Consider the following 14,738-nt stretch of genomic DNA (forward strand, 5'->3'; position numbering starts at 1 on the left):
TCACAGCACAGGGACGAAGATGTACACTTGTGCACTGAAATTTTTCTGACAGACCTTTCTCAGGTCCACGCCAGCCTCTAAGACTGCCGCAATTTAGCAATTATCGCCAGTCACGGCTGCCTGTCCGGGCAGCCAACGCTGCAGAATCTGCTGCAGGTCATGCCGTTTGAACGGTTTTGCCAGGTAGTCGTTCATTCCGGCTGCCAGGCAACGCTCCCGGTCGCCCTGCAAAGCGTTGGCGGTCAGGGCGATCACCGGCAGGTCCTGGCCCATGGGCATCTGGCGTATCCGCCGGGTGGCCTCGTAGCCGTCGACGATCGGCAGCCGGCAATCCATCAGCACCACAGCGAAGCGCTGTTGGGCCACCAGACTGATGGCCTGCGCGCCGTCTGCAGCCACCACTACGACAAAGCCCAGGCTGCGCAGCATGGCCTGCATCACCGCCTGGTTCACCGGATTGTCCTCTACCAGCAGCACTGATTGGCCCTGGGTATCGCTGCGAACCGCCGTACGGTGCGCGTCGGCGACCAGCGGCCGGCTTGCGCGCAGGGTCAACGGCATTTCAAGGGTGAAGGTGGAACCATCGCCTATCTGGCTCTCGGCCCGCAGGCTACCGCCCATGCGTTCGGCCAGGTTGCGGGCGATGGACAGCCCCAGGCCAGTGCCGCCATAGCGCCGGGAAATCGAACTGTCGGCCTGCTGGAAGGCGACGAACATGGTTTCCAGGCGCTCGTTGTCGATGCCGATGCCGGTATCGCGCACCGCGCAGGTGAACCAGACCAGTTGCCGGTCGAGGATCTGCCAGCGGGCGCTGACCTGTACGCTACCCGCTTCAGTGAACTTCAGGGCGTTGCCGATCAGGTTGACCAGCACCTGGCGGATCCGTGTCGGATCGCCGCACACCTGCAACTGCTCCATGCCCTCGGCCATTTCCAGGGTCAGCGCCAGGTGCTGCTGTTGAGCCGTGTGAACGAAGGACTGGACGCAGTTGCCCACCAGGTCCGCAAGATTGAAGTCGATCTGCTCCAGTTCAAGGCCCGTGCGCTCGATACGCGAGAAGTCGAGGATGTCGTTGATGACCTTGAGCAGGTGACCGGTGGACTCGCTGGCCAGGGTGGTGTATTCGGCCTGCTCGTCGGACAGCTCGGTGGTCTGCAACAACTGCAGCATGCCCAGCACGCCGTTCATCGGGGTGCGTAACTCATGGCTCATCATCGCCAGGAATTCCGATTTGGCCTTGTTCGCCTGTTCGGCTTCTTCCCGGGCCTGGGCCATCTGCGCCATCGCGTCCTGCTGTTCGCGCGAGGCCTGGGCCAGCCCGCTGGCGAGGTTGTTGATGTGGCGCGCCAGATGGCCCAGTTCGCTGTCGTCGACCTCGGGTAGCGGGGTGTCGAAGTCGCCTTTCTGGATCGCCTTGACCGCGTGGCCCATGTCGCTGATGGGGCGCGACAGGCTGCGGGCCAGGCGCCGGGCCAGCAGCCAGGTGAACAGCAGGGCGAACAGGGCGAGAATCCCCGCCTTGATGACGATTTCCTGCTGGCGCTGGCTGAACGCATCGTTGGACATGCCGACGATCACCCGGCCGAGGTAATCGTCGGCGGCGATGCTCGGTACCAGCTCGCTGTTGTGCAGGAAATCACTGTCCAGGCTGATCTTCTGCAGCCGGATGGGCGCCTGGAAGACCTCCACCTGCTGGACGCGATTGACGTGTTCGTCGGGTTGCTCGACATACACCAGGATGTGGTTGGCGTTGTCCTGCACTTCGAGGAAGCGCACATGGGGGATGGTCAGGGTCGCGCGCATCAGGCCTTCGAGCACTTCGTCGTTGCCGGAGATGACGCCGTACTCCGAGGCTGGTGCCAACTGGTTGGCGATCAATTGGCCGGTGTGGTTGAGCTCCTGTCGAAGGTCCTGGATGCGCACGAAGGTGAAGAAGCCGATCAGCAGCAGCGTCAGCACCAGGGCCGGGCCGAGGCTGATGATCTGGGTGCGGGTGCTGATATCCCAGCTCATGGCTTTCATCGCTTGGGTTCTCCTGCGGCCACCGCCTGGCTGGCGCTGCGCGGGTCGATCGGTTCGATGCCCAGGGCGCGGGCGACCTGCTGGTTGCCGGATACGCTGAAATGCTCCGGATAGTGTGCTCGCGGCCATTTCTCCGTCGGTTGGTCGAGCAGATGGTCAAGCACCGCCAGCCAGTCATTCTGGTCACTGAGGGTGCTGGCCAGGGCGCCGGCCTTGACGAAGCCGGCATTGGGCCCGATCAGTGCCATCTCCCGGGCGTAGCTGCTCAGCAGCAGGTTTTTCGCGGTCTTGGGGTTGTACAGCTGCGGATCGTCCAGGCCCAGAAGCACGTCGGTGCTCTTGAGCAGGGTCTGCAACGGCCGGTTGTCCCGCGGGTCTGGCCAGGGCTGTGCGTCGATGTCCAGTTGCAGGGGCCGCGCCGCCTGGCGCAGTTCGTCAAGGAGGAAGCGGCTGTTTTCGCTGTACAGCACGCCAACCCGGCGGGCCTGCGGCAGCAGGTAGCGAATCAGGCGCAGTTGGCGATCCAGGGGCGGATCGCTCCACAGCAGGCTGAGATAGGGCGGGCGAAGTTCGCCCAGGCGTTGCCGGGCCTGGACCCGGCTGATGCGCAACACCAGCGCGGGCGGCCCGGCACTTTCACGCAGGCGCCAGTCCAGTGCCTGGAGATCGAGGAGGATCAGGCGCGTGGTCGCGTGCAACTGCCCAGGTGCCGGCAACTCCGCCAGCGGCACGAAACGCACCCGGTCGGCGGGACGGCGACTGCCGAGGGCCTGGACGAAGTCCCGTACACCGTCGCTGTCCTGGGCGCCAGTGAGAATGATCTCGCCACCCGCGAGCGATGCCAGTGGCCACAGCAGGACCAGAAGCAGGCAGCGCCGCAACAAGCGCATCAGAACTCCAGCTCCGCGCTGAAGTACAGCAGGTGGCGGCTGTCGTAGCGGTTGTCGATCTTGCTGGTGGGCTCGTCGTCGAGGCGTTGTTGCAAGGTGCCGGACAGCTCGAGGCTGGCCCGGGGCAGCGCGAAGCGCTTGGCCACGCGCAGGTCGACGCGCTCGAAGCGGTACTGGTTCAAGGCATCGTCGCCGTAATAGAAGACGGCGCTCGACCAGCCGCGGCCCCAGTCATGCATCCATCCGGCCGAGCCGCTGTTGCGTGCGGTGAGGTTCTGGTCGTCGGGATTGCTGGCCTTGGCGTCGACGTAGGCGTAGGTCAGGCGCAGCCGGTCGGCGGGGCTCAGTCGCCAGTCCAGTTGCGTTTCGCTGCCAGTGAACCGCGCGCTGTTGCTGTTGCTGGCGATGTACTGGTTATTGCGCAGCGGCTCGCTGATCATGGCGCTGATTTCGTCGTGGAACAGCTTGAAGTCGACGCTCAGGTCCAGTTCGCTGAAATAGCCGTTGTAGCCCAGCTCGCGGGAGCGCATGCGCTCCTGGTCGAGATTGCCGGGGCCGCGGGTCTTGACGAAGTACTCGGCGCTGCCCTGGCCGAAAGCCGGCGGGTTCAGGTTACCCACCCGGTAGCTCCAGTTGACGTTGTTCTCGAACATGTCAGCCGAGCGTACGGCTTCGGAGTACACCGCCCGCAGGCCGTGGCGCGGAGTGATCAGGTAATTGACCGCCATGCGCGGGGTCAGCGAGTCGCCGGACAGCTCGGACGACTCGTACATGGCGCCGCCCTGGACGATCCAGTGCTCGTCGATACGCCATTCCAGCTGGCCGAACAGGCGCCAGGTCTGATCATCGAGGCTGCCGTTGAAATAGGTCTGGGAGTCGGCACGGTCGTAGCGGTAATTGACGCCGCTGAGCAGGCGCAGATTGTCGGTCAGGCTCAGGGTGTCCTGGATTTCCAGGTCGTAGCGGGTTTCCCGGGTGCTCTGGTCGACATCGCCGCATACCACTTTGCTGGCGCCGGCGTTCCACTGGTTCCTCACTTGAGTGGCGAGGTCCTGGAGGACCGGGTCGCTGTTGGGCGGCGGGTTGTTGGCCTGGCGCGCCACCTGCTCGGCGTAGTTGGGGTTCAGTTGCCACAGGCGGGTCAGCTCGGGGCTGAAGGCGATTTCGGCATCGCAGGCGCGCCATACCTGCTGGCGGTCCCAGTGCTGGGCGGAACCCTGTACGTACAGGCTGTGACGCGGATTGAAGTCGATGTTCCAGCGCACCGAGCCGGCGTAGTCCTTGGCGTTGACATCGGCGTTGTCGCCGCGTTCGGTGACATAGGGGAATACGGGCGTGTAGGTGTAGGGCCGCTGGTTGCTGCCTTCCTTGGCCGACAGTTGCCAGTCGATGCTCTGGCTCGGGTCGAGGGTATGGCTGGCGCTGATGTTGAAGCGGTTGAGGCGGCGGCTGTCGCGGTAGTCGTCGCCGGCCCGGTTGCTGTCGAAGCCGTCGTCCTGCATGCCGGACAGCGACAGGCGCAGATCCCCGCCGTCCCAGCCCATGCCCTGGCTGGCGTAGAAATCGTCGATGCCGCGCTGGCCGCGGGTGACCTTGATCCGCGTGCCATGGCTGTCGGCCGGGCTGCGGGTGAGGATATTGACCACCGCCATCAGCGCGTTGGCGCCGTAACTGACGGTGTTGGGGCCACGGAACACTTCGATGCGCTCGATATCTTCCATGGCCAGCGGGATATCGCTCCAGTCCACCGTCGCCAGGCCCGCGCGGTACACCGAGCGGCCATCGATGAGCACCTGCATGCGTCGGGCGTCGTTGACGTTACTGCCGTGGTAGTTGACGGTCGGCTGATTGCCGGCACCGTAGCCGATCATCATCCCCGGCACCAGCCGCAGCAGTTCGGGGATGTCGCGGGCGCCGCTGGCCTTGATCAGCTCGCTGTCGAGCACGGTCATGCTGCCCGGTACTGCCGCCGGGGATTGTTTGAGGCGAGTGGCGGTCAATACCTGTGGCAGGGCCTGGCTGTCGACGAACAGGTCGTCGGCCATGGCCGGGCTGCCGAGCAGGGCGGCCAGCAACAGCAAAGGATGTGGGGGGCGAGGGCCTGAGTACACAGGGCGGCCTTGTTCGGGGGGACAAGCGGGCAATGGTAACTGACCAGGCGGCATTTTCCAGTGATCTGGCGCTGGTCGCGGGGCTCCGTATAATGCGGGCTTCGCCACTTTTAATGGTTTTAACGGATTGGATATGACTGAACAGCAGCCGGTTGCGGTTCTGGGAGGCGGAAGTTTCGGCACCGCCGTGGCGAACCTGCTGGCCGAAAACGGCGTCGGAGTGCGGCAATGGATGCGCGATCCCGAGCAGGCCGAGGCCATGCGTACCACCCGGGAAAACCCGCGTTATCTCAAAGGCATCAAGCTTTTGCCCGGCGTCGAGCCGGTCAGCGATCTGCTGTCCACGCTGCAGGGCAGCGAACTGATTTTCGTCGCCCTGCCGTCCAGCGCCCTGCGCAGCGTACTGGCGCCTCACGCCGAACTGCTCGGCGGCAAGATGCTGGTCAGCCTGACCAAGGGCATCGAGGCGCAGACCTTCAAGCTCATGAGCCAGATCCTCGAAGACATCGCCCCCAAGGCGCGCATCGGCGTGCTCTCGGGGCCGAACCTGGCGCGCGAGATCGCCGAGCACGCGCTGACCGCCACCGTGGTCGCCAGCGAGGACGAGGCGCTGTGCCAGCGCGTCCAGGCGGTGCTGCACGGTCGCACCTTCCGCGTCTACGCCAGTGCCGACCGCTTCGGCGTCGAGCTGGGCGGTGCGCTGAAGAACGTCTACGCGATCATCGCCGGCATGGCGGTGGCCATGGGCATGGGCGAGAACACCAAGAGCATGCTGATTACCCGGGCACTGGCGGAAATGACCCGCTTTGCCGTCAGCCAGGGTGCCAACCCCATGACGTTCCTTGGCCTTGCCGGCGTGGGCGACCTGATCGTCACCTGTTCCTCGCCCAAGAGCCGCAACTATCAGGTGGGCTACGCGCTCGGCCAGGGGCTGAGCCTGGACGAGGCGGTCAACCGCCTGGGCGAGGTGGCCGAGGGTGTCAATACCCTCAAGGTGCTCAAGGCCAAGGCCCAGCAGGCGCAGATCTATATGCCGCTGGTGGCCGGCCTGCACGCGATCCTGTTCGAAGGCCGCACCCTGGCCCAGGTGATCGAGCTGCTGATGCGCGCCGAGCCCAAGACTGACGTCGATTTCATTTCCACCAGCGGTTTCAACTGAGCGAGACAGGAGAACAAGATGAGTGAGTCCCCGAACCAGGCGCAGCGTGAATCGATCATCCTGCGGGTCCTCTGGATGCTGCTGTTCCTGCTGGTCTGGCAGGTGGCGCAGACCCTGCTGGGCGTACTGGTGCTGCTGCAACTGATCTACCGCCTGGTCTACGGCGCGCCGAACGCCAGCATGATGAATTTCGGCGACAGCCTGAGCCAGTTCCTGGCCCAGATCGGCCGCTTCGGCACCTTCCACACCGAGCAGAAACCATGGCCGTTCGCCGATTGGCCGACCCCGCGTCCGGCCGACGGTGAGGCGCCACACAGCGTTCCCCCGGCGGCCCATCCGGTACGCGACGAGGAGCCCAAGCTGTGAAGCTCTGGGTACTGCGCCACGGTGAGGCCGAACCGCACGCCTTGCGTGACGATCAGCGCAACCTGACCGCCCACGGTCGCGAGCAGGTATTGCGTAGCGCGGCGCAGCTGCTGGGGCAACCACTGGAGGCGATCCTCGCCAGTCCCTATGTTCGCGCCCAGCAGACGGCCCAACTGGTGCACGGTGCCCTGGCGTTCGGCAAGCCGGTCGAGACGGTGTCCTGGCTGACGCCGGAGACCGACCCTCGGCAGGTGGCCGGCGAGCTGGAGGCCCGCGGCGTGCAGCATGTCCTGCTGGTCAGTCACCAGCCGCTGGTGGGCCGGCTGGTGGGCTGGCTCGGGCATGGCAGCCTGCAGCATCGGGAGCCCATGGATACCGCCAGCCTGGCCGAGCTGGAGGGTGATGCAGCGCTGGCCGGGTTGATGAGCCTGCGTAATCTGCACCACGCCTGAGACGTTCATCCTCTTTCCGATACAGCCTGCCGCGCCCTGTTTCGCGGCGGCGGCGGGTGGCGACCTGATATTTTTGTCAGTTGTTGCCCGCCGTGCAGCTTGCTAGCGTGAGCCTAAACATGCCGCGTTGTCCGGGGAGAAGCACGATGACAGCAAGGAATGAGGTGCAAGCGAGTCCGGCCGACATCCGCCAGGTGCTGGACGAGGTGAATCTCAATTACTACCTCGATTTCGCCGAATTCCAGGTTCTGCATGATGCTGCCGATGCGCGGCTCGATGCGTTGCTGCGGCTGCACGGCAATCGTCGTGGGTCGCAGCAACTGCAGCAGTTCCAGATTGCCTGCGAGCAGATGGCGAAAATGCTCCAGGTGTCTTGCCTGGCCTTGCAGCGTGCCCAGTTGAACGAGGAGGAACGCTGGCAGGTGCGGGAGGCCTACGAGTACCAGGTCGCCTACATTCAGGCGTGCCTGCACCGCTCGTTCCAGGACTTCTGAGGCGCGGCGGGGCGGTCCGTCTGACCGGAGTGCCCTCACCGATGGCTGTTACGGTCATTGCCCGTCCTTGAGCCCTTGCGGAAAATCAATGTCGGTTTTTTCCGCTATGGGCTGTCCGTCATGTCGCAACAGGTCTTCTTCGCTCACGCCAATGGCTTTCCTTCGGCGACCTACGGCAAGCTGTTCGCCGCCCTGGCGCCGGACTACCGGGTTTGCCATCTGCCGCAACACGCCCATGACCCGCGCTTTCCGGTGAACGACAACTGGCTGCGACTGGTGGACGAGCTCATCCATCACCTGGAGCAGCAACACCAGCCGGTCTGGGGTGTCGGTCACTCTCTTGGCGGGGTGCTGCACCTGCACGCCGCGCTGCGTTGTCCACAGTTGTACCGCGGTGTGGTGATGCTCGATTCGCCCGTGCTGACCCTGGCGGACCAGTGGCTGATCCGCCTGGCCAAGCGCTGGGGGTTCATCGACCGCATCACGCCTGCGGGGCGTACGCAGGGGCGACGCGAGGCCTTCGACGATATTGACCAGGCCCGGGCCTATTTCGCCAGCAAGACGCTGTTTCGCGCCTTCGATCCCGAGTGTCTGGAGGCCTACCTGCAACACGGCCTGATTCATGACGGCGAGGCACTGCGCCTGAGCTTCGACCCGGCCATCGAAATGAGCATCTATCGCAGTATTCCTCACACCCGGCCGGCCTCGCCCGGCCAGTTGCAGGTGCCGCTGGCGATGGTTCGCGGCAGCCACAGCCGCATCGTCCGGCCGCACCACACCCAGGCCGTGCGGCGCATGCCGCGGGGCGAAAACCATAGCGTCGCTGGCGGGCACATGTTTCCCTTGGAGCGCCCGGATGAAACCGCGCAACTGATCCGCACCCTCTTTCAGCGCTGGCAGGAGACACCTTCATGAGCAACCCGGTCGAAGAGGTCCGCCTGGACCTGGGCCATATCGAACTGGCGGCGCACCTGTACGGCCCGGCGGATGGCCGCCCGGTGATCGCGTTGCACGGCTGGCTCGACAACGCCAACAGCTTCGCCCGCCTGGCGCCGAAGCTCGAAGGGCTGCGCATCGTCGCCCTGGATTTCGCCGGGCACGGTTATTCCGGGCATCGTCCGCCGGGGGCCAGCTATGCGCTGTGGGACTACGCCCACGACGTGCTGCGGGTCGCGGCGCAGCTTGGCTGGGAACGTTTCTCCCTGCTCGGGCATTCGTTGGGGGCGATCGTCTCGGTGGTACTGGCTGGCAGTTTGCCGGAACGGATCACCCGGCTGGCGCTGATCGACGGCGTGATCCCGCCAGGCGCCGCGGGGCAGGACACCGCCGAGCGCATGGGCATGGCCCTGGAGGCGCAGCTGCGTCACGACAGCAAGCGCAAGTCGGTGTATGCCGAATTGGAGCAGGCAGTGGAGGCGCGGATGAAGGGCATGGTGGCGGTTACCCGCGAGGCTGCCGAACTGCTGGCCCAACGCGGGCTGGTGCCGGTGCCCGGCGGCTTCAGTTGGCGCAGCGACAGCCGCCTGACCCTGCCGTCGCCGCTGCGGATGAACGAAGACCAGGCGATGAGTTTCGTGCGGCGCATTGCCTGCCCGACGCAACTGATCGTTGCCGACGATGGCATGCTGGCGCGCAACACGACGCTGCTCGACCAGCTACCCTTTAGCCTGGAACGCCTGCCCGGTGGCCATCACCTGCACTTGAACGATGAAGCCGGCGCAGTGCTTGTTGCAGACTGTTTCAATCGCTTCTTTGCCATTTCTTGACTTGTACCGGGCAACTGCCGAGGCTTGGCGGGTTTTGATCAGGGAGACAATCATGACCCAGTACGACCCACGCCCCCTTCGTAACACCCACGCCGCGCCCGTCGGCGGGGTTCGCCGATGAGTGCCGTTCATACGTTGCGCGCTGTCATGAGCGGTTTGCTGCTGGCGGCTGGAGCTGCCCACGCTGCCGGTGAGCTACCGATTCCGCAGGACGCCAAAGTGGTCGACGAGCGTTCGGCGACGGATCAGGAGCGTGTCTATCCACTGGGTGGGCTGCGCAAGATCAGCGGCAACATCCGCATGGATGCCAAGATCGAAGCGCGCGGCAATGTCCGCTCCCAGACCTGGGAGTTGCCCGCCGAGCGCAGTGCCGGGGAAGCCTTCAGGAATGCCCGTGAAGCCTTGCAGGCCGATGGAGGATACCCGCTGTTCTGGTGCGAAGGCCGCGACTGCGGTGAAAACAGCCTGTGGAACAACGAGATTTTCGGCAGCGCGCGCCTGTCGGGCTCGGACCAGGACCAGTTCTATATCCTCTTGCGGCGCTCCGGTGCCGACCACGATACGCTGGTCGGTCTCTACGCCATCACCCGCGGCAACAAGCGCGCCTACCTTCATGTCGAGCAATTCGAAGCCAATGCGCCGCTGGGCGAATTGCTGCCGACCCCGGCCACTGTCCTGCGTGAACTGCGCAGCAACGCGAAGCTCGACTACCCTGACCTGAGCGCAGAGCCGCCCGCCGCCTGGGTTAACCTGCTGGCCCGCAGCCTGAACCTGGACAGCAGCCTGCGGGTGGTGCTCACCGGCGCTCACGCCCAGGCCTGGCTCGACGGGCTGAGTGCCGCCGGCGTGCGTTCGGCGCGGCTAGAGGTGGGTAGCCAGACGGCGGACGGCCTGCATGTCGAACTGATTCGCTAGACGGAGAGGGTGATGCTCAACAACGATCGGCTGTTGGTGCAGATCCTTCTGCTGGCCCTGCTGGGCGCCGGCTTGTGGGTCATGGCGCCGTTCATCTCGGCTTTGCTGTGGGGGGCGATCCTGGCCTACGCCAGTTGGCCGTTGATGCGTCTGGTCACGCGCTGGTGTGGTGGTCGCGAGACGCTGGCGGCGAGCTTCCTGACCTGCCTGTGGCTGCTGCTGGTGGCGTTGCCGCTGGTGTGGCTGGGCTTCAACCTGGCCGACCACGTGCGCGATGCCACGGTGTTCATCCGTGATGTGCAGGTCGATGGCTTTCCCGATGCGCCGGACTGGCTGGCGGGCGTGCCCTTCGTCGGCGAGCGCCTGGTGCGGTTCTGGGACACCATCGACCAGCAGGGCGCGGCCTTGCTGACAGCGGTCAAGCCTTACCTCGGACAGGTCGGCAACTGGCTGCTGGCGCGTAGTGCACAGATCGGCAGCGGCATTCTCGAACTGATCCTCAGCCTGGTCTTCGTCTTTTTCTTCTATCGCGACGGGCCGCGCCTGTCGGCGTTCGTCCTGCGCTTGCTGGAGCGCTTGATCGGGGAGCGGGCGGACTACTACCTGAACCTGGTGGCCGGCACCGTGCAGCGGGTGGTCAACGGCGTGATCGGCACGGCGGCAGCCCAGGGGCTACTGGCGTTGATCGGTTTTCTTATCGCTGGGGTTCCGGGGGCGCTGGTGCTCGGCCTGGTCACCTTCATGCTCAGCCTGATCCCCATGGGCCCGCCATTGGCCTGGATTCCCGCCACCGCCTGGCTGGCGTGGAAAGGCGAGTACGGCATGGCGGTGTTCCTGGGGATCTGGGGCACCTTCATCATCAGCGGCGTGGACAATGTCTTGAAGCCCTACCTGATCAGCCGGGGCGGCGACCTGCCGCTGGTAATCGTGCTGCTCGGGGTGTTCGGCGGGCTGCTGGCATTCGGCTTTATCGGGCTGTTCATCGGGCCGACGTTGCTGGCGGTGGGCTACAGCCTGTTGCTGGACTGGTCGCGGCATACGCCGGTGGTGAATCGCTGAAACAGCTGTCGTCGGCAAGGCCGACTCCCACAGGCTGTTCAGTCTCCTCAATCCAGATCCAGCTTCGCCTCGATCCGGTCCAGGTGCAGATGCATCAAGCGCAACGCCGCCTCACTGTCGCCGTCTTCGAGGGCATCGACGAGGGCGGCGTGTTCTTCCCAGGCACAGTGCTCGCACCCCCGGCTTTCGTACTTGGCGATGATCAGCGAGGTCATCGGCACCAGGCCGTTGAGAAACCGCGTCAGCGGGGCGTTGTTGGCGATCTCCGCCAGCTTCAGGTGAAACTCGCCGCCCAGCCGGATTGCCGTGCAGCGCTGGCCCTGTTCATGACTCTGGCGCTCCCGGGAAATCAATTCACGCAACTGACGCAGCTGCGCCGGCCGCGAGCGCCGTGCAGCCAGTTCGATCAGGGTGGTTTCCGCCAGGCGCCGGGCGCTCAGGACCTGTCGCGCCTGCTCCGGATCCGGCGCCGCCAGCCGCGCCGTGTGGGCCGGGCGCTGGACGATCACCTGCTGGTCCGACAGCCGTCCCAGCACCCGGCGGATCACCGTCCGGCTGACGCCGAACGCCTCGCCCAGCGCCAGTTCGGTCAGCGGAGTGCCGGGGGCCAGGCGCTGTTCGAGAATCGCATCGAACAACTGCGGATAGATCTCCGCAGCCGACAGGCGCCGTCCGCCCATGGCCAGCGGCACGGGCAGGGCGGACGCGAGGGAGGTGGCGGTGGCGGCGGCTCTCATGTTCGTTCTCCTGTGTCAGTGACCCGGCTGTTCGTCCGGGATCTTCAGTTCGATACCCATGCGCTGGCCTTCCTGGACGATGTGCCGGCGCATTTGCGCGCTGGCCTGGGCACTGTCCTTGTTGCGGATGGCGCGCACCACCGCTTCGTTTTCCGCCAGGCGCGCGGCCAGGTGCTCCGGTGACTTGCGCAGCATCTGGGCGCTCTGCTTGAGGGCGTTGCCGGTCTGCTGCACCACGCTCTGGAAGATCGGGTTGGAGGTCAGCGCGAACAGCGCCTCGTGGAAGGCGATGTAGGCGCTGACTCCGGCTTCGCCGTCACCGGCGTCCAGCGCTTCGCGCATGTCCATCAGGGTCAGGCGCAACTGGCCGGTTTCCTGGCTGCTGATGGACTGCGCCACCAGCCCGACGATGAAGGGCTCCAGGGTGTAGCGCAGTTGCAGTACGTCTTCGAGGCTGGCTTCGGCCACTGCTGGCGTGGCCAGCACCAGCTCGCTGCTGTCGGGATCCAGTACCAGCACCCCCTTGCCTGGCATCGAGCGCACCAGGCCGAGGGTTTCCAGTACGGTCACGGCTTCGCGCAGGCTGGGGCGGCTGATGCCCAGTTGCTCGGCCAGCTCGCGCTGGCCGGGCAACATCTCGCCCGAGCGCCACTGGCCGCGGGCCAGGGCCTGACGCAGTTTTTCCACTACGGCATTCACAACGGTCGATGAGGTGATCACAGGTCACTCCGTGAAAAACAGTCTTCAGAATTCTTGCTGATGGGCTTGCGCCGGCTTGCGTGGCTGGAAGGCGAACCCCTGCTTGCCGGCCAGTACATTGTTGGCCCGCTCCATGTCGATGTCCTTCTCCCAGCGAGCGATGGCCACGGTGGCGACGCAGTTGCCGATCAGGTTGGTCAGCGCCCGGCCGATGCCCATGAACCAGTCCACCGCCAGCACCAGCACCAGGCCCACCACCGGAATGGCCGGGATGGCGGTCAGGGTAGCGGCAAGAATCACCAGTGCCGAGCCGGGAATGCCGTGGGCGCCCTTGGATGTGACCAGTGACACCAGCAGGATGGTCAGCAGGTCGGTCATGGCCAGCGGTGTGCCGGTGGCATTGGCGATGAAGACGATGGCCAGGGTCAGGTAGATCGAGAACCCGTCGAGGTTGAAGGAGTAGCCCGTGGGGATCACCAGGCCGACGGTTGAGCTGCCGATGCCCAGGTGCTCCAGCTTGCGCATGATCTGCGGCAATACGGCGTCGGACGAAGCGGTACCGAGGACGATGGTCAGTTCTTCTCGCAGGTATTTGATGAACGGCAGCATCTTGAGCCCGGATAGGCGCATCACCAGACCCAGGATCAACAGCACGAAGCCCGCGCAGGTGAGGTAGAACAGCGCCACCAGGCCGCCCAGGTGCTGCAGCGAATCCAGGCCGTATTTGCTGGTGGTGAAGGCGATGGCACCGAACACACCGATCGGTGCCAGGCGCACGATCATGCCCATGATGCGGAAGATCACGTGGCTCAGTTCATTGATCAGCCGCGAAATGCCCGACGCCGACTCTCCCACCAGGTTCAGGGCGCTGCCGAACAGTACGGAGAACACCAGGACCTGGAGAATGTTGTTGTCGGCGAAGGCACCGATCACCGAGGTCGGGATCAGTTCCATGAGGAAGGCCGCGGTGCCATGGATATGCTGGCCGCGTTCGGCGAGGGCGCCGGCTTCACTGGTGGAAAGCTGCTCCAGATGGATATTGGCGCCGCTGCCGATGCCGGTGGAGAAGGCCAGCACCAGGCCCAGGACCAGGGCGATAGTGGTGAGGATCTCGAAATAGACCACCGACTTCAGGCCGATGCGCCCGACTTTCTTCAGGTCGCCGGCACCGGAAATGCCGCTGACCACCACGCAGAACACGATCAGGCCGATCAGCATCTTGATCAGCTTGATAAAGCCATCACCCAAGGGTTTGAGTTGCAGGGAAAGGTCGGGGAAGCTCAGGCCGCAGGCGATGCCAAGCATCAGGCCGAGCACTACTTGCAGGAAGATCGAACGCGAGCACCATTTGAGCATGGGAGGGATCTCTGGTCGGTGTCCTGGCTGCCGAGGTTACGGCGCGTCGGACTTAATTATTGTGGTCTTACCGGTATGTCCAGTGCGCGGGCAGTTTAAGTGCGGATTTTCCGATTCCGCAAGAGGGAAGGCGACAATTGGTTTTACCGGTCTGACCAGTTAGGGCGCAGAGAAAATGAGGTGGAAGCGGGGTGAGCCCGCTCCCGAGGGGATCAGAGCTGGGGCGCGGTGTTTTTCACCACCGCCAGTTCCGGGTGGGCGACCAGCTTGTCGATGTGCAGTTCGTCGTTGTTCATCCAGGTTTCGGTCAGCACCCGGTAGTGCTCCATGTCGCGGCAGCGCATGCGCAGGCTGTAGTCGAAGTGGCCGCTGATGAGCTGGCATTCGAACACCTGCGGGCAGGCGCGCACGCAGGCTTCGAAAGCCTTCTGCGCGGCGCGCCCGCTCTGGTTGGACAGCGCCACCAGGACCAGCAGTGACAACCCCGGCGAAACCATCTGCACGTCGATGATCGCGCCATAACCGCGGATCACTCCGCGTCTTTCCAGCTTGCGTACCCGTTCCAGGCACGGCCTGGGCGTCAGGTGCACCAGTGACGACAGTTTCTCGTAGGTGATGCGGCCGTTATGGCGCAGCACATCGATGATCGCTTCGTCGATCCGGTCCAGTGGCGGCGTGGCGTGGGGGGCGTTGGCCTTGGTATCCATGGTGG

Annotated in this window: 15 protein-coding genes; 8 read left to right on the top strand and 7 right to left on the bottom strand. The window is 64.9% G+C overall.

Annotation, left to right across the window (positions count from 1 at the left end; all coding sequences use genetic code 11):
• Nucleotides 1-93 precede the first annotated feature (93 nt).
• The 3 genes from AC05QJ_RS11385 to AC05QJ_RS11395 are packed head-to-tail and all read right to left on the bottom strand — an operon-like array spanning nucleotide 94 to nucleotide 5,077.
• Entirely contained in the window at nucleotides 94-2,022 is a 1,929-nt protein-coding gene (locus AC05QJ_RS11385; protein ID WP_476746952.1) for a response regulator, read from the bottom strand.
• Nucleotides 2,019-2,912, bottom strand: a complete 894-nt coding sequence (locus tag AC05QJ_RS11390; protein ID WP_476746953.1) for an ABC transporter substrate-binding protein — start codon at nucleotides 2,910-2,912, stop codon at nucleotides 2,019-2,021. The genes AC05QJ_RS11385 and AC05QJ_RS11390 overlap by 4 nt, the downstream gene beginning before the upstream one ends.
• A complete protein-coding gene (locus AC05QJ_RS11395) occupies nucleotides 2,912-5,077 on the bottom strand; it encodes a TonB-dependent receptor plug domain-containing protein (protein WP_476746954.1) in 2,166 nt (721 codons plus the stop codon). Before AC05QJ_RS11395 ends, AC05QJ_RS11390 begins: the two co-directional genes overlap by 1 nt.
• A gap of 79 nt (nucleotides 5,078-5,156) precedes the next feature.
• Here AC05QJ_RS11395 and AC05QJ_RS11400 point away from each other — a divergent pair, with 79 nt between their 5' ends.
• From AC05QJ_RS11400 to AC05QJ_RS11435, 8 genes are all read left to right on the top strand, one after another.
• Nucleotides 5,157-6,182 carry an NAD(P)H-dependent glycerol-3-phosphate dehydrogenase gene (locus AC05QJ_RS11400; RefSeq protein ID WP_476746955.1) on the top strand — a complete coding sequence of 342 codons (1,026 nt, stop codon included), beginning with the start codon at nucleotides 5,157-5,159 and terminating at the stop codon, nucleotides 6,180-6,182.
• An 18-nt stretch (nucleotides 6,183-6,200) separates the two neighbouring features.
• Nucleotides 6,201-6,548 carry a DUF4389 domain-containing protein gene (locus AC05QJ_RS11405; RefSeq protein WP_476746956.1) on the top strand — a complete coding sequence of 116 codons (348 nt, stop codon included), beginning with the start codon at nucleotides 6,201-6,203 and terminating at the stop codon, nucleotides 6,546-6,548.
• The gene (gene sixA, locus AC05QJ_RS11410; RefSeq protein ID WP_476746957.1) at nucleotides 6,545-7,000 is read left to right on the top strand and encodes a phosphohistidine phosphatase SixA; all 456 of its coding nucleotides are present in this window, start codon (nucleotides 6,545-6,547) and stop codon (nucleotides 6,998-7,000) included. Before AC05QJ_RS11405 ends, sixA begins: the two co-directional genes overlap by 4 nt.
• Before the next feature lie 146 nt (nucleotides 7,001-7,146).
• Nucleotides 7,147-7,494, top strand: coding sequence for a hypothetical protein (locus AC05QJ_RS11415; protein WP_476746958.1), 348 nt, complete (start codon nucleotides 7,147-7,149; stop codon nucleotides 7,492-7,494).
• 120 nt (nucleotides 7,495-7,614) lie between these two features.
• Nucleotides 7,615-8,409, top strand: coding sequence for an alpha/beta fold hydrolase (locus AC05QJ_RS11420; protein WP_476746959.1), 795 nt, complete (start codon nucleotides 7,615-7,617; stop codon nucleotides 8,407-8,409).
• A complete protein-coding gene (locus tag AC05QJ_RS11425; protein WP_476746960.1) occupies nucleotides 8,406-9,260 on the top strand; it encodes an alpha/beta fold hydrolase in 855 nt (284 codons plus the stop codon). The genes AC05QJ_RS11420 and AC05QJ_RS11425 overlap by 4 nt, the downstream gene beginning before the upstream one ends.
• Before the next feature lie 147 nt (nucleotides 9,261-9,407).
• A complete protein-coding gene (locus AC05QJ_RS11430) occupies nucleotides 9,408-10,175 on the top strand; it encodes a DUF4892 domain-containing protein (RefSeq protein WP_476747913.1) in 768 nt (255 codons plus the stop codon).
• A gap of 12 nt (nucleotides 10,176-10,187) precedes the next feature.
• The gene (locus AC05QJ_RS11435; RefSeq protein WP_476746961.1) at nucleotides 10,188-11,234 is read left to right on the top strand and encodes an AI-2E family transporter; all 1,047 of its coding nucleotides are present in this window, start codon (nucleotides 10,188-10,190) and stop codon (nucleotides 11,232-11,234) included.
• 47 nt (nucleotides 11,235-11,281) lie between these two features.
• On the opposite strand, the gene AC05QJ_RS11440 is transcribed toward AC05QJ_RS11435, so the two are convergent.
• From AC05QJ_RS11440 to AC05QJ_RS11455, 4 genes are all read right to left on the bottom strand, one after another.
• Nucleotides 11,282-11,971 (bottom strand): GntR family transcriptional regulator, encoded by a 690-nt coding sequence (locus tag AC05QJ_RS11440; protein ID WP_476746962.1) that lies wholly within the window; start codon nucleotides 11,969-11,971, stop codon nucleotides 11,282-11,284.
• Nucleotides 11,972-11,986: 15 nt separating this feature from the next.
• A complete protein-coding gene (locus tag AC05QJ_RS11445) occupies nucleotides 11,987-12,691 on the bottom strand; it encodes a FadR/GntR family transcriptional regulator (protein WP_476746963.1) in 705 nt (234 codons plus the stop codon).
• Between the two features lie 24 nt (nucleotides 12,692-12,715).
• Nucleotides 12,716-14,026 (bottom strand): C4-dicarboxylate transporter DctA, encoded by a 1,311-nt coding sequence (locus tag AC05QJ_RS11450; RefSeq protein WP_476746964.1) that lies wholly within the window; start codon nucleotides 14,024-14,026, stop codon nucleotides 12,716-12,718.
• Between the two features lie 212 nt (nucleotides 14,027-14,238).
• Complete coding sequence (locus tag AC05QJ_RS11455) at nucleotides 14,239-14,733, bottom strand: Lrp/AsnC family transcriptional regulator (RefSeq protein WP_428586940.1); 495 nt, start codon at nucleotides 14,731-14,733, stop codon at nucleotides 14,239-14,241.
• Between the last annotated feature and the right edge of the window lie 5 nt (nucleotides 14,734-14,738).

The sequence above is a fragment of the Pseudomonas sp. TUM25319 genome (genome assembly GCF_056388475.1).